Origin of the sequence: Bradyrhizobium sp. B097 (assembly GCF_038957035.1) — a bacterium.
GTDB lineage: Bacteria > Pseudomonadota > Alphaproteobacteria > Rhizobiales > Xanthobacteraceae > Bradyrhizobium.
Genome location: NZ_CP152412.1, coordinates 5,217,866 through 5,239,548, shown reverse-complemented (window position 1 = coordinate 5,239,548; position 21,683 = coordinate 5,217,866). Strand labels below are relative to the sequence as shown.

23 protein-coding genes are annotated in these 21,683 nt (G+C 65.3%); 11 read left to right on the top strand and 12 right to left on the bottom strand.

The features are described from left to right. Window positions 1-214: 214 nt before the first annotated feature. Complete coding sequence (locus AAFG07_RS24800) at window positions 215-1,111, top strand: LysR family transcriptional regulator (RefSeq protein ID WP_342722482.1); 897 nt, start codon at window positions 215-217, stop codon at window positions 1,109-1,111. 227 nt (window positions 1,112-1,338) lie between these two features. On the opposite strand, the gene AAFG07_RS24795 is transcribed toward AAFG07_RS24800, so the two are convergent. Continuing rightward, window positions 1,339-1,575 carry a hypothetical protein gene (locus AAFG07_RS24795; protein ID WP_342722481.1) on the bottom strand — a complete coding sequence of 79 codons (237 nt, stop codon included), beginning with the start codon at window positions 1,573-1,575 and terminating at the stop codon, window positions 1,339-1,341. A gap of 364 nt (window positions 1,576-1,939) precedes the next feature. Between AAFG07_RS24795 and AAFG07_RS24790 the strand changes: the two genes are divergently transcribed. Further along, entirely contained in the window at window positions 1,940-3,136 is a 1,197-nt protein-coding gene (locus tag AAFG07_RS24790; RefSeq protein WP_342722480.1) for a serine hydrolase domain-containing protein, read from the top strand. A gap of 60 nt (window positions 3,137-3,196) precedes the next feature. On the opposite strand, the gene AAFG07_RS24785 is transcribed toward AAFG07_RS24790, so the two are convergent. Beyond that, on the bottom strand, window positions 3,197-3,850 hold the full coding sequence (locus AAFG07_RS24785; protein WP_342722478.1) for a glutathione S-transferase family protein: 654 nt from the start codon (window positions 3,848-3,850) through the stop codon (window positions 3,197-3,199). 363 nt (window positions 3,851-4,213) lie between these two features. On the opposite strand from AAFG07_RS24785, the gene AAFG07_RS24780 reads away from it, so the two are divergent. After that, window positions 4,214-4,687, top strand: coding sequence for a VOC family protein (locus tag AAFG07_RS24780; RefSeq protein ID WP_342722477.1), 474 nt, complete (start codon window positions 4,214-4,216; stop codon window positions 4,685-4,687). Between the two features lie 187 nt (window positions 4,688-4,874). Next, window positions 4,875-6,137, top strand: coding sequence for a serine hydrolase (locus AAFG07_RS24775; protein ID WP_342722476.1), 1,263 nt, complete (start codon window positions 4,875-4,877; stop codon window positions 6,135-6,137). 7 nt (window positions 6,138-6,144) lie between these two features. Here the strand turns inward: AAFG07_RS24775 and AAFG07_RS24770 are convergent, their stop codons facing one another. The 4 genes from AAFG07_RS24770 to AAFG07_RS24755 form a co-directional block, all read right to left on the bottom strand. Then, window positions 6,145-6,642: a peptide deformylase gene (locus AAFG07_RS24770; RefSeq protein ID WP_342722475.1), complete on the bottom strand. Its 498-nt coding sequence runs from the start codon at window positions 6,640-6,642 to the stop codon at window positions 6,145-6,147. A 69-nt stretch (window positions 6,643-6,711) separates the two neighbouring features. Then, window positions 6,712-7,584: a bifunctional helix-turn-helix transcriptional regulator/GNAT family N-acetyltransferase gene (locus AAFG07_RS24765; RefSeq protein ID WP_342722474.1), complete on the bottom strand. Its 873-nt coding sequence runs from the start codon at window positions 7,582-7,584 to the stop codon at window positions 6,712-6,714. Between the two features lie 72 nt (window positions 7,585-7,656). Then, window positions 7,657-8,517, bottom strand: coding sequence for a DMT family transporter (locus AAFG07_RS24760; protein WP_342722473.1), 861 nt, complete (start codon window positions 8,515-8,517; stop codon window positions 7,657-7,659). After that, complete coding sequence (locus AAFG07_RS24755) at window positions 8,514-9,020, bottom strand: MarR family transcriptional regulator (RefSeq protein ID WP_342722472.1); 507 nt, start codon at window positions 9,018-9,020, stop codon at window positions 8,514-8,516. The genes AAFG07_RS24760 and AAFG07_RS24755 overlap by 4 nt, the downstream gene beginning before the upstream one ends. 223 nt (window positions 9,021-9,243) lie before the next feature. On the opposite strand from AAFG07_RS24755, the gene AAFG07_RS24750 reads away from it, so the two are divergent. Next, on the top strand, window positions 9,244-10,041 hold the full coding sequence (locus AAFG07_RS24750; protein ID WP_342722471.1) for a DUF899 domain-containing protein: 798 nt from the start codon (window positions 9,244-9,246) through the stop codon (window positions 10,039-10,041). A 41-nt stretch (window positions 10,042-10,082) separates the two neighbouring features. Here AAFG07_RS24750 and AAFG07_RS24745 read toward each other — a convergent pair whose 3' ends face one another. Next, window positions 10,083-10,985, bottom strand: a complete 903-nt coding sequence (locus tag AAFG07_RS24745) for a LysR family transcriptional regulator (protein ID WP_342722470.1) — start codon at window positions 10,983-10,985, stop codon at window positions 10,083-10,085. A 99-nt stretch (window positions 10,986-11,084) separates the two neighbouring features. Here AAFG07_RS24745 and AAFG07_RS24740 point away from each other — a divergent pair, with 99 nt between their 5' ends. Genes AAFG07_RS24740 through AAFG07_RS24730 form a run of 3 tightly spaced genes read left to right on the top strand, consistent with a single transcriptional unit; the run spans window position 11,085 to window position 14,353 of the window. Then, the gene (locus AAFG07_RS24740; RefSeq protein ID WP_342722469.1) at window positions 11,085-11,642 is read left to right on the top strand and encodes an N-acetyltransferase family protein; all 558 of its coding nucleotides are present in this window, start codon (window positions 11,085-11,087) and stop codon (window positions 11,640-11,642) included. Further along, the gene (locus tag AAFG07_RS24735) at window positions 11,639-12,874 is read left to right on the top strand and encodes an MFS transporter (protein WP_342722468.1); all 1,236 of its coding nucleotides are present in this window, start codon (window positions 11,639-11,641) and stop codon (window positions 12,872-12,874) included. The genes AAFG07_RS24740 and AAFG07_RS24735 overlap by 4 nt, the downstream gene beginning before the upstream one ends. Window positions 12,875-12,889: 15 nt before the next feature. Next, a complete protein-coding gene (locus AAFG07_RS24730) occupies window positions 12,890-14,353 on the top strand; it encodes a M20/M25/M40 family metallo-hydrolase (RefSeq protein WP_342722467.1) in 1,464 nt (487 codons plus the stop codon). Between the two features lie 3 nt (window positions 14,354-14,356). On the opposite strand, the gene AAFG07_RS24725 is transcribed toward AAFG07_RS24730, so the two are convergent. Together AAFG07_RS24725 and AAFG07_RS24720 are read right to left on the bottom strand one after the other, a co-directional pair. Continuing rightward, window positions 14,357-14,866, bottom strand: coding sequence for a DUF1993 domain-containing protein (locus tag AAFG07_RS24725; RefSeq protein WP_342722466.1), 510 nt, complete (start codon window positions 14,864-14,866; stop codon window positions 14,357-14,359). A 20-nt stretch (window positions 14,867-14,886) separates the two neighbouring features. Then, window positions 14,887-16,323 (bottom strand): MFS transporter, encoded by a 1,437-nt coding sequence (locus tag AAFG07_RS24720; protein ID WP_342722465.1) that lies wholly within the window; start codon window positions 16,321-16,323, stop codon window positions 14,887-14,889. A 124-nt stretch (window positions 16,324-16,447) separates the two neighbouring features. Here AAFG07_RS24720 and AAFG07_RS24715 point away from each other — a divergent pair, with 124 nt between their 5' ends. Then, entirely contained in the window at window positions 16,448-17,359 is a 912-nt protein-coding gene (locus tag AAFG07_RS24715; RefSeq protein WP_342722464.1) for a LysR family transcriptional regulator, read from the top strand. 29 nt (window positions 17,360-17,388) lie between these two features. Here AAFG07_RS24715 and AAFG07_RS24710 read toward each other — a convergent pair whose 3' ends face one another. After that, complete coding sequence (locus tag AAFG07_RS24710; RefSeq protein ID WP_342722463.1) at window positions 17,389-18,300, bottom strand: LysR family transcriptional regulator; 912 nt, start codon at window positions 18,298-18,300, stop codon at window positions 17,389-17,391. A 214-nt stretch (window positions 18,301-18,514) separates the two neighbouring features. Between AAFG07_RS24710 and AAFG07_RS24705 the strand changes: the two genes are divergently transcribed. Continuing rightward, window positions 18,515-20,032: an MFS transporter gene (locus AAFG07_RS24705; protein WP_342722462.1), complete on the top strand. Its 1,518-nt coding sequence runs from the start codon at window positions 18,515-18,517 to the stop codon at window positions 20,030-20,032. Window positions 20,033-20,080: 48 nt separating this feature from the next. Here the strand turns inward: AAFG07_RS24705 and AAFG07_RS24700 are convergent, their stop codons facing one another. Further along, window positions 20,081-20,485: a cupin domain-containing protein gene (locus tag AAFG07_RS24700; protein WP_342729233.1), complete on the bottom strand. Its 405-nt coding sequence runs from the start codon at window positions 20,483-20,485 to the stop codon at window positions 20,081-20,083. A gap of 101 nt (window positions 20,486-20,586) precedes the next feature. Further along, window positions 20,587-20,988 carry an Ohr family peroxiredoxin gene (locus AAFG07_RS24695; RefSeq protein WP_173642333.1) on the bottom strand — a complete coding sequence of 134 codons (402 nt, stop codon included), beginning with the start codon at window positions 20,986-20,988 and terminating at the stop codon, window positions 20,587-20,589. A 147-nt stretch (window positions 20,989-21,135) separates the two neighbouring features. On the opposite strand from AAFG07_RS24695, the gene AAFG07_RS24690 reads away from it, so the two are divergent. Continuing rightward, on the top strand, window positions 21,136-21,603 hold the full coding sequence (locus AAFG07_RS24690; RefSeq protein ID WP_229170234.1) for a MarR family transcriptional regulator: 468 nt from the start codon (window positions 21,136-21,138) through the stop codon (window positions 21,601-21,603). The last annotated feature ends 80 nt before the right edge of the window (window positions 21,604-21,683 follow it).

The window sequence follows — 21,683 nt, the reverse complement described above, 5'->3', positions numbered from 1 at the left end:
AGGCGTTGAGTGCGGAAGCGCGCACATCGGTGGTGCGAAATCGATCCGGCTGGACGACCACGCCAGCCGCGACGATCGGTGTCCGCCGTTCGGAATCGGGCTGCGCTTGTCGGCATGGGCTATGATAACCACCCGTGCTACCCACATACGGGATGCCGTTTGATGTATTGGACACGGGCTTTGGAAGGCACACCCCGCGGTGCCGGATTGCACCATGATCGACTGGGATGACGTTCGTTACTTTCTTGCCGTCGCGCGCGGAGGCTCGGTGCGGGCTGCCGCCGAGCGCCTCGGGGTGAACCACTCGACCGTGCTGCGACGCATCGCCCAGCTCGAGGAGCGGCTCGGGGTGCACATGTTCGAAAAGCTGCCTTCGGGCTACCGCCTGACGCCTGCGGGCGAGGAGGTCCTCGAGTTCGCGGACCAGATGGAAGCGTCGTCGCACCAACTGGAGACGCGCGTCTTCGGCCGCGACCAGAGCGTGCGCGGGCTTCTCCGGGTGACGCTGGCGCCGCCGCTTGCGACACACCTGCTCATGCCGGACTTCGCCGATTTCGCGCGTCTGCATCCGGACATCGAGATGGAAATCTTGTCGTTCGGCGAGCTGGCAAATCTGACCAACCGAGAGGCTGACGTCGCAATCCGCGTCGTCTACGACCGCAAGACCCTGCCGCTCAATCTTCACGGCCTGAAGGGACCGGAGCTGTTCGGCGGCGTCTACATATCCCGCGATCGACTGGCCGCGTGGCGTGCCGGCGCGCCTGATCCCATCCGGTGGATCGTCATCAGCATTCATGGCGTTCCGGATTGGGCCAGCGACGGTGAGGTTCGCCCCACGGGGGTTCCATTCAGGACCACCGACGCTGGGGCGCAGATCGTTGCGGTACGGCAAGGGCTCGGGATCACGACACTGCCGTGCTTCGTCGGAGATGCCGATCCCCTGCTGGTAAGGGTGCCGGGCACCGACCTGCACATGTACGGAACGCTCTGGCTTCTCACACAGGGCGATACACGCAAGACGAAGCGCGTGCGGCTCTTCACCGAGTTCGTATCCCGCAGGCTCGCCGCGTACGCGCCGCTTCTCGCGGGGCTGTCCCTATCGCGCGACTGATGCGCGGCGGGTCGGCGACTGGAGTTGGCGAAGCGTAATCCACCGCATCGTCAAGTGATCGGAGCCCGGATGAGCGCAGAGATATCCGGGGTTCCTCCATCAGCCCGTAAGGCGGGTTAGGCGATCGCTGACCGCTCTACGAGCTGGTGTTCGTTATGTGTCGCGATCGCGTATCGAGCCGGTTCAGCAGCTAACAGCAGTTCAACCGATCGGCGCGCGCGGCGCAATCAATACGGACCCGGTTCGCAGGGGACATTACCGCCGGTCCAGGGCGCAGTCGCGAATGAACCGACACGCGGCGCCGGAATGCAGGCGCGGCCATCGACATAGACGGGTTCGGCCGGCGCGGCGGCATTGGCTTCGGCAACATGCCTGGAAACAGCGTGGGTTTCACGTGCCATCGCCGGCGACGCGATCATGGCAACCGCGATGAAAGCAGCCGACAGGAGTTTGACGTTCGTCATTGAGTTTCTCCGTTTTGTTTAGGGGCCAAGGAGTCTGGCCTCGTCAGATAGATGTGTGCAGCAAGGGCACACTTAAATGCAATCCTTGCTCACGCTGGCTCAACGCTGCGTGAGGGGGGCGAAGCGTCATCCGGCGCGTTTTGAAGCTGTGCTCGCGATGGTGGGGTTCCGTTCTTCGATCCGCCATCGCTGCATGAGAATGAGCGGGCGAGATGACAATGATGATGCTGCTTTCCGCACGAACCTTCCAATGACCGAACTTTGAAACAAACAGTAACGGTGATTTTCACTCGCGCTCGGAGAAATTGTATGAGAGTATGCAACCAAAGGTCAACATCGTGCATCTTCACTGTGAGAGGGCGAAATGAGCGACCAAATGATCGAAGCGACGACAAGTCCGGCACAGATCGTTCAGCAGGCGGCCGCAAGTTATCTCAGTATCAGCAACGCGCCTGGCTGCTGCATCGCGGTCTACGACGAAAAGTCGTTCGGTACCAAGGGCTACGTCTATCCCAAGGGACTGTCAGGCGTGCCCGGCTCTTCGCCCGCGCCATTTGCGGTCACGACAGACACGGTGTTCGAGATCGGATCGGTGACCAAAGTGTTCACCAGCACGTTGCTGGCGGTGGCGGTCAAAGCGGGTGGGCCCAGTCTTGACGACGCGATCGGCCCTTATCTGAACGCTGGCCACAACCTCAGCCCGAACCCGATCGGGACGCCGGTGCTGGACGCCATCCAGCTCGTGCAATTCGCTACCCATACCTCCGGCATGCCGGAGCAGCCGGGGGACGGCTTGACCGGCTACAGCCAGCAATTGTTTGCGGATCAGCCGCCCTCCAGCGAACTCGTCGCGTGGTGGAATCAATACGATACGCCGCCGCCGGGATGCTGGCAGTATTCCAATATCGGTTTCGTGACACTGGGTTTTGCGGTCACGCAGATGTACGGGAAAGACCCGGGTCATAATTACAACGAGATCCTGGCCGAATACGTCACCGGTCCGCTCGGCATGAAGCAGACCGGAGCCGTGCTCAATTCTTCCTGGAAGATCGCGCAGGGATGTATCGGGCATTGGAGCAAGAGCTCTGTGCCGCCATATTCGATCGTTTTCGACCGCAATACGCCGACCGGCGGCACTGCCTTTGATCTGAAATCCACCGGCGACGACATGCTCAGGTTTCTTGCGGCGCAGATTGCGGCCCCGAAGGGACCGCTCGGCTCGCAGATCGCGCTCACGCAGCAGAACCAGGGGACATTCCCCGTCTGCGGGGCGACGAATAGCGTAACCATGGGGCTCGGTTGGCAGATCACCACCGACCAGCAAGGCTATACCGTCTTCACCAAGAACGGCGCGACCAGCAAAGGCGGGTTCGAGGCAATCGTGATCGTTGTGCCGGAACTGCAATGCGGTGTGGCGGTGCTGAGCAACCAGTATTTCGATGCGTCGGGCGTGCACCCCGCGGGGATGGCGCCGGGCAGCACCGCGCTAAAGATTATCTCGCAGCTTCATCCAGGGTTCGAGCTGACCGAACCGCTGGCAGAACCCGAGCCATTCGACTAGCGCGTTCTTGAGCGAGGCCTGTCCCGGACTTGATCCGGGATGGACGCCGGTTCGCCAACCTCAGCCGGTCGGTTGCTTACCCGTGTTGACCGCCAGCTGAGCCTCGAAGGCCCTCTTGTACGCAGGCCGTGCTTCGCCGCGAGCGACGTAGGCGGCGAGGTTCGGAAACTCGTTCAGGATGCCCGATAGTCTCAGCCTGAGCAGCACCGACACCATCATCAGGTCGCCCGCGCTGAACGCGCGGTCGAGCCAGTCGGCATCGCTGAGGCGGGCGGCGAGCTGCTTCAGCCGGTCGCGGACGCGATCCACGACCAGCGGCATGCGCTCCCTTGTCCATGGCTTGTCGCTCTCCAGAATTCTGGCGGTTGCGAGTTCGAGGATCGGCGGTTCCACCGTGTTGACCGCGGCAAACATCCAGGTGATTGCGCGGGCGCGGGCATTGGCATCATCAGGCAGCAGGCCCGCATGACGCTGGGCGATATGGAGTACGATCGATCCGGTCTCGAACAGCGCGAGATCAGCTTCCTCATAGGTCGGTATCTGGCCGAATGGATGCAGCGCCAGATGCGCCGGCTCCTTCATCGCCTGGAACGAAACAAGACGAACCGCGTAGGGCTGGCCCACTTCTTCCAGCGCCCAGCGAACGCGCGTATCGCGCGCCAGTCCCTTGCCACCATCGGGTGACCGTTCGAAGGCGGTGATGGTGGGGGTCATCGTTTCACTCCATGTCTTTGCATCCCGAGGACGAACGAGCGGTGTGCGCCCCGACAGCCGATCCTGGAATCTTTTGACCAGTTGTGGCCCGGATGTAGCGAAGCGTAATCCGGGCTTCTCGCCTCTGGCAGGACCGGTCCCGGATTTCGCTGCGCTCCATCCGGGCTACAGGCTCGGGGGAGGTCGTTTCCGGGAGCAACTGTGATCCTACCCCGCGCTTTCGGTTTCCGTCGCGGCAACGTGGACGCATGCGGCTGAGATCAGCGGAACGCATGATCCTGCAAATTATTCTCATAAGCCCGTCGCCGTGCTGTCGGCTGGCGCCTTCGCCAAGCGTCCTTCGCATAAACCAGGAGACTGCAAATGACCGATCTCGTCGCATGCCTTTGGTTCGATCAGGGCCAGGCGCGCGCTGCGGCGGAATTCTATGCTGCGACGTTTCCCGACAGACATGTCGATGCGGGGCATGTCTCGCCGATACCTGGCATCGGGCAGGGTGATGAATTGACGGTGGAGTTCACCGTGCTCGGCCGCCGCTTCGTTGGGCTGAATGGCGGCTCCAACTACACGCCGAACGAGGCGGTCAGCTTCATGGTGCTCACCGATAGCCAGGAGGAGACCGATCGTTACTGGAATGCGGTCACTTCGAACGGCGGCAAGGAATTGCCGTGCGGCTGGTGCTGGGATCGCTGGGGATTTACCTGGCAGATCACGCCGCGGCGGCTGCTCGAACTCGTCAACGGATCCGATCGCGCCGCAGGACGGCGCGCGATGGAGGCGATGATGACGATGAAGAAGATCGACATCGCCGCGATCGAGCGGGCGGCCGCGGCGTAATCCGCTTGGTGGAATGATTTGGCCCGGACGCGACAGTCATGTGTCGGATCAAGCTGGTGGCGCGGTCGCGCAACTATTCGCGCTGCAGCCCGCGCTCGCGGCGCCGGTCACCCCGGCGCAAACGCGGGATGTGTCTCATGCCGTCGCGTGATACGGATTTCGCATCGCAGCTCTGGAGCCCGCCTTGATGTCCGTCGCAGCCGCCGCCAATCAGCAACAGAATCCTACCGCCGCCGAGTCCGATCCCGAGACGCTCGGCTGGATGCAGGGCTTTCCGCCGCCGCAGGACAAGACGATCACATTCCAAGACGGCTCGTTCCGCAGCTTCCCCGAATTGCGCTGGGCTTGGAGCAACATCCGCCAGCTGGTGCCGACCGTGAATGTCTGGCGCGGGGCGGGGCCGGCGTCGGCGCTACCGCGTGAGGATCACGACATCGGCGCGTCCGCGTCGGTGACGATGGACGGCCGCCCGCAGACCTTCGCGCGCATGCTCGAGGACAGCTATGCCGACGGCATCGCCGTGCTGCATCGGGGCAAACTGATCTACGAGCGCTATTTCGGCGCCTTGAGGCCGCACAAGCCGCATATCGCGATGTCGGTGACGAAGTCGTTCACCGGCGTGCTCGCCGGCATGCTGGTCGCCGAGGGCAAGATCGATCCGCAGGCGCCGGTCACCGACTATGTGCCGGAGCTGAAGGCAAGCGCGTTCGGCGACGCGCGCGTGCACGAGGTGATGGATATGACCACGGGCCTCAAATACACCGAGGTCTATACCGACAAGAACTCCGACGTCTGGGGGCTGCGGCGCGCCAACGGCATGGCGCCGATCCCGGCAGGCTATGAGGGCGCCACCAACATCTTCGATTTCCTCTGCGCGCAGCCCAAGCAGGGCGAGCACGGCAAGGCCTTCGCCTACAAGACCGTCAACACCGACGTGCTGGCCTTCATCTGCCGGCGCGCCAGCAGCATGACCTTGTCGGACCTGCTGTCCGAGAAGATCTGGGTGCCGATGGGCGCAGAGGAAGATGCGCATTATCACGTCGACCGCATCGGCACCGAAAGCGGCGGCGGCGGATTGTCGACAACGTTGCGCGATCTCGCCCGCTTCGGCGAGACCATCCGCAACCACGGCCGCTTCAACGGCCGCCAGATCGTGCCGTCAACGGTCGTCGAGGACATCGCGCGCGGCGGCGATCCCGAGAAATTCAAGCCGGCCGGCTACACCACCTTGCTAGGGGCCTCCTACCGCAATCAGTGGTGGGTGACGCACAACGCGCACGGCGCCTACATGGCGCGCGGCGTGCACGGCCAGGGCATCTATATCGATCCGAAAGCCGAGATGGTGATCGCGCGCTACGCCTCGCACCACGCCGCCGGCAACGCCGCGAACGACCCGGTGACGCTGCCGGCCTATATGGCGCTGGCCAAGGATTTGATGGCGGGAGGGTAAGGTCGAGTTACGCGCGCGACAGCTTCTCGAACCGCCTGATTAGCCGCTCACGCTTCAGGCGGGACAGCCGCCTGATCCAGAACACGCCGTCGAGCTGATCGATCTCGTGCTGATGGCAAACCGCGCGCAGGCCGTCCGACTCCTCGGTCTGCATGTTGCCGTCGGTGTCCTGATAGCGGATGCGGACCCGCGCATGGCGCTCGACCTCGTCGTTGACCCCGGGCATCGAGACGCTGCCTTCCTTGTGCAGGATCATTTCCGGCGAGGTCCAGATGATCTCCGGATTGACATAGGTCCGCGGCCCTTCGCTGGCGTTGAGCTCGAGCACCACGACCCGCAGGGGCACACCGATATGCGGCGCGGTGATGCCGATGCCGGGTGCGGCATGCATGGTCTCGAGCAGGTCGGCTGCCAGCTCGCGCAGCGCGTCGTCGAACAGATCGACCGGCTTAGCCGGGAGCGCAAGCCGAGGATCGGGATAGCGGACGATGGGGCGGATGGTCATGGGAGCGTCATAGGCCAGCGCAGGACGCCGGACAACACGCGGATGCAGATGCCGCGTGCGGCGGGCCGCTCAGAGATGCTTTTCGAAGAACAGATCGGGGTAGGGGTCGTCGTTGAAGCGGGGGATCTCGGTCCAGCCGCTCCGGCGATAGAGCTGGCCGGCTTCCGCCAGCGCGCTGTTGGTGTCGAGCCGCAGCACCGCGATGCCGAGCTCGCGCGCGGCGCGCTCGGCGGCATCCATCAGGCGGCGGCCGAGGCCAAGCCCGCGCGCAGCGGGCGCGACCCAGAGCCGCTTGATCTCCGCGAACTCGCTGCCGCTGCCCTTCAGCCCGACGCAGCCGATCGGCAGGCCGTCGGACATCGCCACGATGAAGCTGCCGCGCGGGCGGACCATGTCCTTGGCATCAGGGTCGCGCGACAGCTTGACGTCAAAACCCTGTTTGAAGCGCCGCGCCAGCTCGGCGTAATATTCGCCGAGGCAGTAGCGCGCCTCGTCGCTGCGCGGGTCCATCTCCTGCAGCGCGGTGCCGTCGCGCCCGAGCGCCGAGGCGATCAGATCCATTGCCGCCAGCAGCGCCTCGCGCTGGGTGTGGTGGCTAAGAAAATCCTTGGCCTGCCGGTTGGAGATCGCCTCATAGGCGTTGAACTCGCGCTTGCCCGCCGCCGTCAGCGTGGCAATGCGGCGCCGCGCATCGTCGTCATGCGCCGTGGTCTCGATCAGCCCTTCGTCCTCGAGGCTGCGCAACAGGCGGCTCATCAGGCCGGAATCGAGCCCGAGATAATCCCTGATGTCGCCGACGTCGGTGCGGCCGTGCCCGATCGCGTTCAGCACGCGCGCCGCCCCGAGTGGCCGGCCACGGCCGAGGAACGAGGTGTCGAGCGCGCCGACCGCGGAGGTCACGGCACGGTTGAAGCGGCGGACGCGCGAAACGGGGTCGAGCATATATTTGACTTTAGTCAGGTATCGTCGTGGCGTCAATTGCGATGGCTGCGCGGCTGGGCAGGCCAACTGAATCTACGCCCGCGCCAGCACCAGCAAATTGCCGGCAAGGATCGCGGCGGCGCCGGCGAGCACCGGCCAGCCCAGCACGAGATGCTCGAACAGCGCCGACAATACGAGCGCAACGAGCGGCACCAGCGCGAGTGTATAGGCGGCGCGGCCGGGACCGAGCCGGCGCACCAGCTCGAAATAGAGCATGAAGGTGATGCAGGACGCGGCGACCGCGAGATAGAGAAAGCTCGCCACGTAGGAGGGCGAGATGTCGGCCGCGAAGCGCGTGCCGGTCGCGACGGCCCAGAGCGCGCTCGCCGCCGCGCCGACGAATGCGCCCCAGGCCAGCACGGAGACGACGGGCAGTCCGGCGCGCTGGTTGCGCGCGCCGACCGTCGTCCCGGCACCGGTCGCGATCGCCGCCGTCAGCGCCCAGGCTAGACCTGCGAGCGGCGCGGCGCCGTGCGCGGTGGTGCCGGGCAGGAAGATGATCGCAAGGCCAAGGATGCCGCACAGCGCGCCCCATACGAAGCTCGACGATATCGTGACGCCGAGCGTGGCCCGCGCGATCACGGCTGCGAACAGCGACGATGTCGACAGCACCAGCGCCGCAAGTCCACTCGGCATCCGCGCGGTCGCTTCATAGAATGCGATGAATGCAATGGCGAAGAACAGCAGGCCCTGCAACGCGACGGCCGGTCGATGCTTGCGCGGGATCGCGAGCGGTACGCCGCGCAGCCGGCCGTAGCCGAGCAGGATGAGGCCCGCGAGCACCATGCGCAGCGCCACTGACCACGGCGCCGGCGTGACGCCGGCCTGCATCGCGGTTGCCAGCGCGCCGCCGCCCCACAGCAGCGCAGTCAGCGCGAACAGTGCGGCTGTCATGGCGTTACGGCGTTGTCGAGCAGCGCGCGCCAGCCGGCGGCGTCGATCCGTGCGCTTTCCCCCTCGAGCCGGGTGAGGGCGGAATCGAGTGTTGTCCGCTCGCTCTCGGTGAGGCGCGTCAGTAGCCGCGCCTCGATCGCGCTGCCCAATGCGGCGATCCGGTTGAACGCAGTTCGCCCGCTGCGGGTGACGCTCACAGCGGCGAAGCGACGATCGGTCTTGCCGGGACGTCGCACCGCAAAGCCGAGATCTGTAAGCTGACCGATCCCGCGGCTGACCGCGAACGGGTCGAGTGCGCAGGCGCGGCCGATCTCGGAGGCGTTGGCTGCGTCGCGCTCGGCGATCACGGCGAGGATGCGCCAGCCGGCCTGGCTCAGTCCGAACGTCTCGCTGTAAAAACTCTCGAGCGGGCGGGCGACCTGCGCCGCGACGAGGAACAAGCGATAGGGCAGCCAGGTGCTGAGCTTCAGGCCATCGTCGGCCGCGGGAGCAGCTTGTTTCATGGATCGAAAGGCTGGCACAGATAATTGCAAAGTGCAAGCGTATCGCAAGGAGAAAGCAGGCCGAAGCCGTGGGAGGCGCATGCGCGAATATCCCGACACACTTGTCACTCCCACCATTCGTCACCGTCGCGCCAGATTGGGGCATGGCCAATGACGAACGGCCTCGGCGCGGGAACCGCGCCGTGGTCGCGGAGTTCGTCCAATTCGAAAGATGGAGATCATCATGAGCAGACCGGCTGAAAACGATCGCGGCGGACTGGCGGCAATGCAAACCCCGCCCGTGGTGTCGCGGGAGGCGTGGGAGGCGGCGCGTCTGGAGATGCTGGTGAAGGAAAAGGCGCAGCTGCGAGCGCGCGACGCACTAGCCGCCGAACGGCGGCGGATGCCGTGGATGGCAGTCGAGAAGGCCTATGTCTTCGAGGGACCGAACGGCAAGGCGAGCCTGCTCGATTTGTTCGAAGGCCGCCGGCAGCTGATCATCTACCGCGCGTTCTTCGAGCCTGGCGTGTTCGGCTGGCCGGATCACGCCTGCCGCGGTTGCTCACTCGGCGCCGATCAGGTCGGCCATCTCTCGCATCTGAACCAACGCGACACCACGCTGGCCTACGCCTCGCGCGCACCCCAGACCGACATCGCGCGGCTGAAGGCACGGATGGAGTGGGAGATGCCGTGGTACACGATCACCGATAGCTTTGATGCCGACTTCGGCGTCGCCGAATGGCACGGCCACAACGTGTTCGTCCGCGACGGCGAGCGAATCTTCCGCACCTATCTCGTCAACAGCCGCGGCGATGAAGCGATGGGTACGGTGTGGAGCTATCTCGACATCACGCCGTTCGGCCGCCAGGAGCTCTGGGAGGACTCGCCCAAGGGTTATCCGCAGGGCCCGACCTACAAATGGTGGAACTGGCACGACAATTACGAGGCCGAAGCCGCGCCGAACGCGAAGTGGGCGGCGGTGACCGACGCCGGCGAAGCTGCGTTCCGCAAGATCGCCGAGCAGGAACGCAAGGCGACTTGAAGGGTGAGTGTAGGGAGGACGCGCGGCGTCCTCCTGGTGCTCTATCGGCCGTTGTCCTTCGCCGCCGCGAGTGCCTTCAGCGCCGACAGCGTCTGCCGTAGTCCGCGGTCGAGGCGCTTGTCGCGGCGGATCACGACGGCGAGCCGGCGGTGGAGCTTTGGCGACAGCGACCGGACGATCAGGTCGCGCTGCTTGGTCTTGGCAGGCACCGCCATGCCCGGCAGGATCGCGCAGCCGAGGCCGGCGCGCACCATCTCCTTGATCGCCTCGACGCTGCCGAGCGACATCAACGGCTTCAGCGACACGCCGCCACGCGCCAGCCACTCGTCGGCAGTGCGCCTTGTGTTGCCGCCGGGCTCGAACAGCAGAACCGGTCTGGTCGCCAGCACCTCCGGCGTGATCCGCGCCGGCAGCTTCATGTCGTGCGGCGCGATCAGCACGAACTCGTCATTCATGACAGGCGTGATCTCAAAACTGCGCCCCGACACCGGCAGCGTCACCAGTCCGATGTCGATCGTGTTGTCCTCGACTGCTCGCGCGATCTCCGCCGTGTTGCCGGTCGTGACCGTGATCTCGAGCGAGGGCAGTGTGGTCCGCAGCTCCTTCAGGATCGGCGGCAGCAGGAAGATGCATGCGGTCGCGCCGGTGCCGAGCCGCACGCGGCCTGCCGTTCCCGTGGTCTGCTGCGCAACGGCGTCGACCGCCGATGCCACCGCCGCGCTGATCTGCTGCGCGTGCGAGAGCAACGCGACGCCGGCGGCCGTCGGTCTCGCGCGTCGTCCGACCCGTTCGATCAAAGTTGCATTCAGGCTCTTCTCGAGCTGGCGCACCTGCAGGCTCACCGCGGGCTGGGTGAGCTGCAGCCGCTCGGCCGCGGCGGAAAAGCTGCCGCAATCGATCACGACGGCGAAGCTTTCGAGATAGTCGAGATTGAGATTCTTCATCAAAGCATCTCTTATGCGGCGCATAACCAACCAAAGCTTCACTTATATAACGCGAGGGCGCATGCTCGGGCAATGTTGACGGCTCGGGTGAGAGACGGAATGACGGCAGGCAGCAACGGCGTCGTGGTGCGCGACGCAACGGACGACGACATGATTGGCGTGCAGGGCATCTACGCCCATCACGTGCTCAACGGACTGGCGACCTTCGAGGAGGTGCCGCCGACGGTGGACGAGATGCGCAGCCGCCGGAACGCGGTGGTGGCCGCGGGCTTGCCGTATCTGGTGGCTGAGGTTGATGGCCTGGTCGCCGGCTATTGCTATGCGACAACGTATCGGCCGCGGCCGGCCTATCGCCACACCATCGAGGACTCGGTCTACGTGTCCGACGGGCTGCACGGCCGCGGTATCGGCGTGACGCTGCTTCAGGGCTTGATCGCGCGCACCGAAGCGGGGCCGTGGCGGCAGATGCTGGCCGTGATCGGCAACAGCGGCAACGCCGGATCGATCGCGCTGCACCGACGCATGGGCTTTGAGATGGTCGGGACGCTGCGATCGGTCGGCTTCAAGCTCGGGCAATGGGTCGACACCGTACTGATGCAGCGGCCGCTTGGGCCGGGCGCCTCCACGCTTCCCGCTGAGAGGGAATTGCCACGGTGATCGCCCGCCGCGTCGTGGCCGCCCTCGGGCTGGCTCAACTGATCTCGTGGGGTGCCACCTACTATCTGATCGGCGGCTTCGGCGAGCAGATCGCCGCGGATCTCGGCTGGGGGCGCGACATCGTCTACGGCGGCTTCGCCGCGGCGCTGCTGGTGATGGGCGTGGCGTCACCGCTTGCGGGGAGATGGGTGGACAGAAGCGGCGGCCGGGAGGTCATGGTCGCAGGTGCTGTGATCAACGCGCTCGGCTGCGCCGGTCTCGCGGTCTCGCATCAGATCTCGACCTATTTCGCATCCTGGATCGTGCTTGGCCTCGGCATGCGGCTGACGCTGTACGATGCGGCGTTCGCCGCGCTGGCCCGGATCGGCGGACCGGAGGCGCGCCGCGCGATGTCCGGGATCACCTTGCTCGGTGGCCTGGCGGCAACCGTGTTCTGGCCGCTCGGCCACACGCTCTCGGAACAGTTCGGCTGGCGCATCGCGGTGCTGGTTTATGCCGGGCTCGCACTGCTGACGGTCCCGCTGCATCTGCTGATCCCGAACAAGCGATTTGCCGGCGTGCCGAGCTCCGCAGCACCGACACATCAGCAACCGCGCGCCGCCAGCCGCCGGCAGCTTACCGCGGCCGGCGCCCTCTATGCCGTCATCATGACCGGCGCGAACTTCCTGAATGCCGGCATGTCCGCGCACATGATCGCGGTGCTCGCCGGGCTCGGGCTCACCGTCACGGTGGCGGTATGGATCGCGACGCTTCGGGGCATCGGGCAATCCGCCGCGCGTCTCTGCGAAGTCCTGTTCGGTGCCCGGCTCGATCCGCTCGCACTCAATTTGATGGCGTGCCTGATCATGCCGCTGTCGTTCATCGCCGGACTGTTCAGCGGAACGGCGAAGGAGATGGGGATCGCCTTCGCGCTGCTCTACGGCGCCTGCAACGGCATTCTGACCATCACCAGGGGAACGCTGCCGCTGATCCTGTTCGATCATCGCAGCTATGGCACGCTGGTCGGCCGGCTCATTGTTCCGAGCTTCATCCTGCCGGCGGCGGCGCCGCTGGTCTATGCGATCGTGATCGATCGGTACGGCGATGCCAGTGCGCTCTATCTCTCCACCGGCCTTGCCGTAACGACGTTGCTCGCGGCCGCGATGCTGAAGGTGATGTTCCCCAGAAACTTCTTGAGTTCAAGGACTCGCTGCGGTGAGCGGCGCAAGCTATCCTGTTTCAAAACCAGATAAGGGAGGAAGAAGAATATGGTGCCGTCGACCAAGACCCGCGTCGCTGCGTTGGCCCTTGCCGCGTTGCTGTCCTGTGCCGGAGCGGGACAGGCGCGCGCCGAGCAGCCGGGCGACCGGACGGTTGCGCTGCTCAAGAAGCTGATCTCCTTCGATACGTCGAATGGCCCCGGCGATACGCGGGCGCTCGCTGAATACCTGAAGTCGCAATTCGCGCCGCTCGGCGCCGAGGTGGATATCTTCGTCGCCCCGAACGGCAAGGCCGCGCATTTCATCGCGCGGCTGCGCGGCGACGGTTCGCGGAAACCGGTGCTGCTGGCCGCACATGCCGATGTCGTTCCGGTCGAGCGCGAGAAATGGACCGTGGAGCCGTTCGCCGGCATCGAGAAGGACGGCTTCGTCTACGGGCGCGGCGCGATGGATTTCAAGGGCGGCCTCGCCGTCTTCGCCGGCGCGGTGATGCGGCTCGCGGAGGAGAAAACGCCGTTGTCGCGCGACGTGATCTTCCTCGCCGAAGCCGACGAGGAGCAGGGGCAGTACAGCACGGTGTGGCTGGCGAAGGACCATTGGGACAAGATAGACGCCGAATTCGCGCTAAACGAAGGCGGCTATGTGCTGCAGGAGCGCGACGGCACGGTGCGCCAGATCAATGTCACGACGGCGGAGAAGCTCTCGGCGACCTTCGCCTTGAAGGCGACCGGTCCCTCCGGCCATTCCTCGCGGCCGTTCCCGGCGGGCGCGATGGCCAACGATCGGCTGATCGCGGCGCTGGCCAAGCTGGCGGTGCACGATCCCGCCGTCAAGCTGGTGCCGGCGACCGAAGCCTATTTCAAGGCGCTGCTTCCGATCAGTTCGGAGCAGACGGCAGCCGATATCAGGCAGCTATTGGCCGCAAAGGACCAGGGCGATCTCGATGCAGCCGGAAAGAAGCTGGTCGCCGACAATCCCAAGGACAGCCTGCTGCTGCACGCGCTGCTGCGCGACACCATGGTCATCACCATGATCGACGCCGGCATCAAGCCCAACGTCATCCCCGGCGATGCCAAGGCGGTCGTGAACACGCGGCTGCTGCCGGGCACCACCACGGATCAGATGATCGAGGAAATCAAACGTGCGATCGGCGATCCCGGCATCGAAGTCAGCATCGTAACGTCGCTGTCGCAACAAGATGCGCGCGACGCGTATCTGATGCGCTCCAAGATCCCGGCGTCACCCATCAATACCGAGCTCTATGCGGCGCTGGACCGCAACGCGAAGCGGGTCTGGAAGGACGCCGTCCTGGTGCCGACGATGTTCGAAGCCGGGACCGACGCCATCGCCTGGCGCGAGCGCAACGTGCCGGTCTACGGCATCTATCCCTATCCGCTCGACGACGACATCCTGAGCCGGATGCATGGCAATGACGAAAGGATCGGCGTCGAGGCCATCAAGCAGGGGGCGGAGTGGGTCTACAACACGCTTCGCGAGGTTGCGAAGAAATAGGGCTCAGTTCGAGATGTAGTTGCCGAGAAAGTCACGCTTGCCGAGCGGCACGCCGCGATGGCGCAAGATGACGTAGGCGGTGGCGACGTGGAAGAACAGGCTCGGCAGCGCGAAGCTGTACAGATAGCGCGCTGCCGGCATCGGCGGGACGCCGAACGGCAACGTGACGATGCGTTCCGCCGCTCGGTCGAAGGCCTGAATCGGGACCGTGTCGATGTAGTCGAGCGTTCGCGATATCCGGGCATAGGCCTCGGCGAGGCTCCGTTCGTCGTCGGCAAAGGGCGGCGGCTCGAGACCGGCGAGCCGCCCGGCGGCGCCCTTGGCGTGATCGCTGGCCCGTTGCACCTGGCCGACCAGCGTCAGCATGTCGGGCGCCAGCCGCGCCGCGAGCATGGCGTCGGGATCGAGGCCGCGTTCGCGGGCATGAGCCTCGCCCTTGCGCAGGAGATCGGCGAGTGCGTCGAGCATCTGCCGGAACACCGGAACGGAGGCGTCGTATAACGGGGCGTTCATGGAATTGTCCTCGTCTCAACTCAAGCCGCCAGCTCGCGCGGCAGCCACAGCGATAGCCAGCCGCCAAGCGCCAACAGCGCGACATTGCAGCCGAGCGCGACCGTGAAGGCGTGGGCGTAATCGTCGGCCTGCGGATGCGGCCCGAGCAGGCTGTAGAAGACGCCGCCGATCACAGCGACGCCGAGTGCGGCGCCGATCTGGAAGGTCGAGATCATCATCCCCGATGCCAGCCCGGCGTGGCGCGGATCGATGCTGCCGATCACGGCCTTGATCACCGACGGCATCACGGTGCCGAAGCCGAGCCCGCCGCAAATCAGACCGAATTCGAGGCTTTGGGGCAGCGTGCCACTGACCGACAGCATCACGACACCAAACCCGATGACCTGGAGCGCGAAGCCGAGCGTCAGCGTGCGTGCGCCGAGCCATTGCATGACCAGCGACGACACCAGCGAACTCACGAAGAAGCCGATGGCAAAGGGCAGAGTGGCGAGGCCGGCCGCCAGCGGTGAAAAATGTAGTCCGCTTTGCAGGTAGACCGCAAAGGTCAAATAGAACGACGACAGCATGTAGAAGGCGAGCGCCATCACCAGCCCGATGACGAAATCGCTGTTGCGCAGCAGATGCAGCGCGACCAGCGGGTCGCCGCCGCGCGCCTTCAGGCGCGCCTCGAAGCGGACGAAGGTGACGAGCATCAGCGGAGAGGCCGGCAGCATCGCGACGATCCAGGCCGGCCAGCCGGATTCCCGGCCCTCGATCAGCGGATAGACCAGGAAGCCCAAGGTGAGCGACAGCAGGATGACGCCGCCGATGTCGAGTCGTTGGGCGTGCTCGGCACGCGAGTCGGTCAGGAAGAGAAGTCCGCCGATGAACGCGGCGAGGCCGATCGGCACGTTGATGAGGAAGATCGCCTGCCAGGCCAGTCCGAACGGATGGGCCGAGACCAGGACGCCGCCGAGCACCTGGCCGCAGATGTTGGCAAGACCAAACGTCGCGCCGTAGAAGCCGAGCGCGCGGCCCTGTTCGGCCGCCGGAAACAGCACGCGGATCGAGGCGAGCACCTGCGGCGCCATCACGGTCGCGGTGAGGCCTTGCAGGATCCGCCCGGCAACCAGCACGTCCGGCGACCACGCAACACCGCACAGTACCGATGCGATCGTAAAGCCGGCAACGCCGGTCAGGAACATGCGCCGGCGGCCGAGCAGGTCGCCGAGCCGGCCGCCCGTGATCAGGAACACCGCGTAGGTCGCGGCATAGGCCGAGATCACGAACTGCACCTCGCTCGGCGTAGCGCCGAGATTGTCGCGAATGGCCGGCAGCGCGAGGTTGACGACGTTGAAGTCGAGGATCGGCAGGAACGCGCCGGTGAGCAGCACGGGCAGCGCCAGCCATCGCCGCGGGTCGACCATTGCTGGCCTGGTGTCGTGCAATTGCAACGTCTCGGTGGTCTCGCTTGTCACCTGCCAGCTCCTGTGCGTTGCCGGCGCGGCGCACCAGGTGCGCCCGTCGGCCGAACTTTTCGGGAAGATGGCCTGTCTGTTTATGATAAGGTACTGGCTAACTTCGTGAACTGAGTTTGCAAGAATGCACAGCCCGCTCGACTGGAATGATCTCCGCCTTGTCCTCGCGGTTGCGCGGGAGGGCAGCCTCTCCGGGGCGGCGCGCAGACTGGGCGTCACGCATTCGACGGTGTTTCGTCGCTTGGGCACGATCGAAACAGCGATCGGAACGCGGCTGTTCGAGCGTTTCCGCGATGGTTACGCGCCGACACCGGCGGGCGAGACCGCGGCGGCGTCGGCGGCGCGCCTCGAGGACGAAGTGCTCGCGCTTGAGCGCAGACTGGCGGGACAGGACTTGAGGCCATCAGGCCCGGTCCGGATCACGACGACGGATACGCTCGGCGCGGTGCTGATGCGGCATCTGCCCGCAATGCGCGCCGCGCATCCGGAGATCCAGCCGGAGATCATCATCTCGAATGCGATGGCGAACCTGACGCGCCGCGAGGCCGAGATCGCGATCCGGCCGACGCCGGCGCCGTCCGAGCTGCTGGTCGGGCGGCGCGTTGCCGATATTGCCCATGCGGTCTACGGATCGCGGGCCTATCTCGTCCGGCATGATGACAAGGATCTGTCGGCACACGACTGGATCGGGCTCGACGATGCGCTGGCGGGAACCGTCATCGCCGGATGGATGCGCGAGAAGCTGCGCTCGGCGCGCTTCGCCTGCCGCGTCGATGCGCTTCCGGCGCTGCGCGATGCCGCGGCTGCCGGACTGGGGCTTGCATTGCTTCCCTGCTATGTCGGCGATCTCGTGCCCGCGCTGCGCCGCCTGACGCCCAAGGCGCTCGCCGAGCCGCGATCGGCGCTGTGGCTGTTGACGCATGACGATCTCAAGCGCACCGCGCGGATCCGCGCCACGCTCGATTTCCTGGCCAAGGCGCTTGCATCGGAGCGCGCGCTGTTCGAGGGAAAGCGGGCCGGCCGCGTGCCGCGATAGCCGGCAAGCATGATCGGGCGGTCGATCGGTCAGGACCCGAGCGCCGCGGTGACCGCTCGCGTGCCGCTAGCTGCGCTGCCTGTGCTCACCGGCGGACGATGATGCTCGCGAAAGGCGCTTGCCAGCGTTTTCAGCGTTGCACGTGATCTTGAGTCCGACAAGGTCGACAACAGCACGATTTCGGACGGCGGTAGTGCGGGGAGTCCGAATTTCCTGCTCACCTCGATCGTGCTGGGCGGGGCAACGCGGCATGAGAATACCGAGATGGCGAGGCCGGCCGAGACCGCCTCGGCGACGGCGAAGGCGCCGCAACCAAGGAAGGTCTCTGTCCACGCAAGTCCCGCCGCGTCGAGTGCATGCGTGGCAATGTTGAGGATGCCGCAGGACGGTGATGAGGCTGCCAATCGAAACGGCTCTCCGGCGCGATGGATGAAATCCGGCGTAGCGAACCAGCCGAAATGGTCGGGTCCCAGAACGTCGCCGTCGCGTCGGTCGTCCTCCCGAAACACGATCACGGCATCAATGGCTCCGCGATCTAAGGAACTGAGCAGGTCGCGGGCATCGTCGAGCCGCACCTCGATCGTCAGTGCCGGGTCATGGGCATTCAGCCGCGCCAGCAAGGTGGGAAGCTCGGGCGCCCCGACATGGGTTGCGATTCCCAGCGAGAAACGGCGGCGCGCTGACGACAATCCGGCGACCGCGCGGTCGTGCGCGGCAAGGAACGCGCGAGCTGATTCGAGAAACACGGCGCCCTGCGCCGACAGGCGCACCAGCCGCGGCGTTCGCTCGACCAGTTTCTGGCCGACCCGATCCTCAAGCCGTTTCAATTTCACGCTGATCGCGCCTTGCGTGGTGCCGAGCGCGGCGGCTGCGCGGGTAAAGCTCTGCAGCTCGGCAATCGTCACGAACGCCTTGACGGCATCGACATCGAGTGTGGTCATGTCAGTCATCCGGAATTGTTGTCTCTGAAATATCTAGTCATCCAATTCAACAATGCTCAAGCCGTGACTAGCTTTTGGCTGTGAAGCGCCGCGGCCACCCGATTCCCGCCGTTGCTGCCTCAATACATCGTGAGTCGATCGACCGACGCTGCTGCCAGCACCCTGGCAACAGCGTGCGGTATGCCGTTGGCTTGCCACAACAAAAGGCCTGATCATGTCCACTGAACTGAGCCGCCGCGGCGCCGTCGTGTTGTCCGCCGTATGCCTTGCCTGCCTGATGTTTGGATTGGAGATCTCCAGCATTCCGGCGATCCTGCCGACGCTGGAGCGGGTGCTGCATGCCGACTTCAAGGCGCTGCAATGGATCATGAACGCCTACACGATCGCGGTGACCACAGTGCTGATGGCGATCGGGACGGTGGCGGACCGCTACGGGCGCAAGCGCATCTTCCTGGTCGCGATCGCGGCGTTCGGCATCACCTCGCTGATCTGCGGTGTTGCCCAGAGCGTCGAAATGTTGATTGTCGCCCGGTTGCTGCAGGGGCTGAGCGGCGGCGCGCTGTTGATCTGCCAGATCGCCGTGCTGTCGCACGAATTCCAGGGCGGCCGGCTGCGCGCCGTCGCCTGGGGCTGGTGGGGCGTGATCTTCGGCATCGGTCTCGGCTTCGGGCCGATCATCGGCGGTGCCGTGGTCGCGCTGCTGAGCTGGGAATGGGTGTTCCTGGTCCACGTGCTGTTCGCAGCCGTCGCGTTCGTGCTCACGATCGGCGGCGTGCATGAATCGAAGGATCCGAAAGCGAGCAGCCTCGACGTCGCCGGCATCGTGACGATGTCGCTCGCGGTGTTCTGCCTCGCCTTCTACATCACGCAGGGGCCGGATCTCGGCTTCGTCAGCCCGAAGGGGCTCGCGATCCTCGGCGTCTCCGTGCTGAGCTTCATCGCGTTCCTGGTTGCCGAGAGAATCAGCCGGCGGCCGATGTTCGACTTCTCGGTGTTTCGGATCCCGGCTTTCTCCGGCTCGATCGTCGGCTCGGCCGCGATGAATCTCAGCTACTGGCCTTTCATGATCTATCTGCCGATCTGGTTTCACGCCGGCCTTGGCTATGACAGCGTGTCCGCCGGCCTCGCGCTGCTCGCCTACACGCTGCCGACGTTGGTGATGCCGCCCTTCGCGGAGCGTCTGTCGCTGCGCTACCAGCCGGGCCTGATCATTCCGGCGGGACTGTTCACCATCGGCATCGGATTCATGCTGATGAAGTTCGGCAGCGCCACAGCACAGCCCGACTGGCTGACGATGCTGCCGGGCTGTCTGATTGCCGGAATTGGCCTCGGCATTACCAACACGCCGGTCACCAACACGACGACGGGCTCGGTCTCGAGCGACCGCGCCGGCATGGCCTCCGGCATCGACATGAGCGCGCGGATGGTCTCGCTGTCAGTCAACATCGCCCTGATGGGTTTCATCCTGGCGAGCGGCGTGCTGGCGCATCTGAAGGCGGTGCTGCCCGCGCTGGACGGCGCGCAGCTCCGCAGCATCGCGGAACGGATCGCGGCCGGTGATGCCGCATCCGCGCCGGAGCTGACCGGCCCCGTCGTGCGTCAGTCGCTGGCGAGCGGCTTTGGCTGGGTGATGCTCTATGGCGGCATCGGCGTCTGGATCATGGCCGCGTTGAGCTTCCTGATCTTCAACGCTCGGCCGGTGCGGCGGGCCGAAGCTCAGGGTACGAAGTGAACCTGAGGCCGCCGCGCCCGCCCCGGGACAGGGGCGGGCAGGCGGCATTCACTTCACGAGGGTCAGCAGCGGCTTGTCTTTCTCGACGATATAGGTCGCAAGCTCGCTGGCGGTGACCGTGCCGACATTCCTTGCCGCATGGATCGTGCCTGCGGGGATGAACAGCACGTCCCCCGCCTTCAGCGTTGCCGGCGGTCTGCCGTCGACGTCGTATTCGAGCGTGCCGGCGAGCACATAGATGATCTCTTCGCCGGGATGCGTATGGCGGCCGAATGCCTTGCCGGGCGCGATGTCGACACGCACCTGGACGGCTTCACGTCCGGGCGCGCTGAGATCATGGCGCTGCAAATCGGTTCGCGTGAACCCGGCCGGCTGCTGCGCCTGGGCCGTTGGTATCGTCAGGAAACTTCCGGCGATCAGGGCCGCTCTTGCGAGCAGGCGCGTCGCCGTCATCAGCTTGCTGGTCATCTTGAACTCCGGGGTTGTCTTCTGGACTTGTCCGACCGCGAACCGGCAGGCGGCCGGTCCGCGTCGGAGGTCGTCATGCGATGGTCTCAGACGAGGGTGGTGGTGACGTCGATGTTGCCGTGGACCGCCTTGGAGTAGGGGCAGATGCCGTGCGCGGCTTCGATCAGCTCCTGGGCAACCTCACGCTCGACGCCGGGAACGTGGACGTTGAGGCGCGCGCTCAGGAAGAAGGCGCTACCGGCCTGGTTGAGATCGATCTCGGCATCGACCTCGGGCTCGCTCGCGAGCTTGATCTTGCGCTGTCCGGCGGCGAGCTGGATCGCGCCGATGTAGCAGGCCGACCAGGCGGCGGCGAACAGGTTTTCGGCGGCGGGGTGCGGCTGCGGCAGCTTGACGTCGAGGAAGCCGTCGCGCGAGCGGGCGGCGCCGTTCGGGCCGGCGGTGACGTGGGTCTTTCCGGTGACGAGAACCTTTGCATTGGCGGTCATGGCGAGCTCCTTTGGTTGAATATAGATCGTATCCGATCTAATCGGATGCGAGTTGAAATAGACCTCGCGTTTGACCATGTCAAGCACTTCCGATTTAATCGGATGCGATTTATATTGGCCGAGACTTCACAAACTCCGGAGACGCCCGTGACCCGCACCGCCAAGGCCGAGACCAAAGGCCGAAAACTCTCGAATTTTCTGTGCTTTGCGGTCTATTCGGCCAATCTGGCCTTTGGCCGCGCCTACAAGCCGATCCTCGACGCGGTCGGCCTGACCTACACCCAGTACATTGCCATGATTGCGCTGTCGGAGGCCGACGAGCAGACCGTGAGCGCGCTCGGCGAGAAGCTGTTCCTGGAATCCAATACGCTGACGCCGATCCTCAAGAAGCTGGAGCAGAGCGGCTACATCAGCCGCGTCCGCGATCCCGCGGATGAGCGACAGGTGCGCGTGAGCCTGACGGCGGCGGGCCGGCGCCTGCTCGACAAGGAGATCAACGCGTCCCTGGTCGACGCCACCGGGCTCGGAGACGAATTTCCCATCGTGCAGAAGAGCGTGGTCAGGCTGCGTGACAATCTGCTGCACCACACGCGCGGCGATTCGAAGAAGGGCTGATGCTGCGGCAGCGGTGCGCTGGTAGCCCACGACGTGCCGCCGGACCAAATTGTAACGGGCTGTATCCGCGCCGCGCCGTT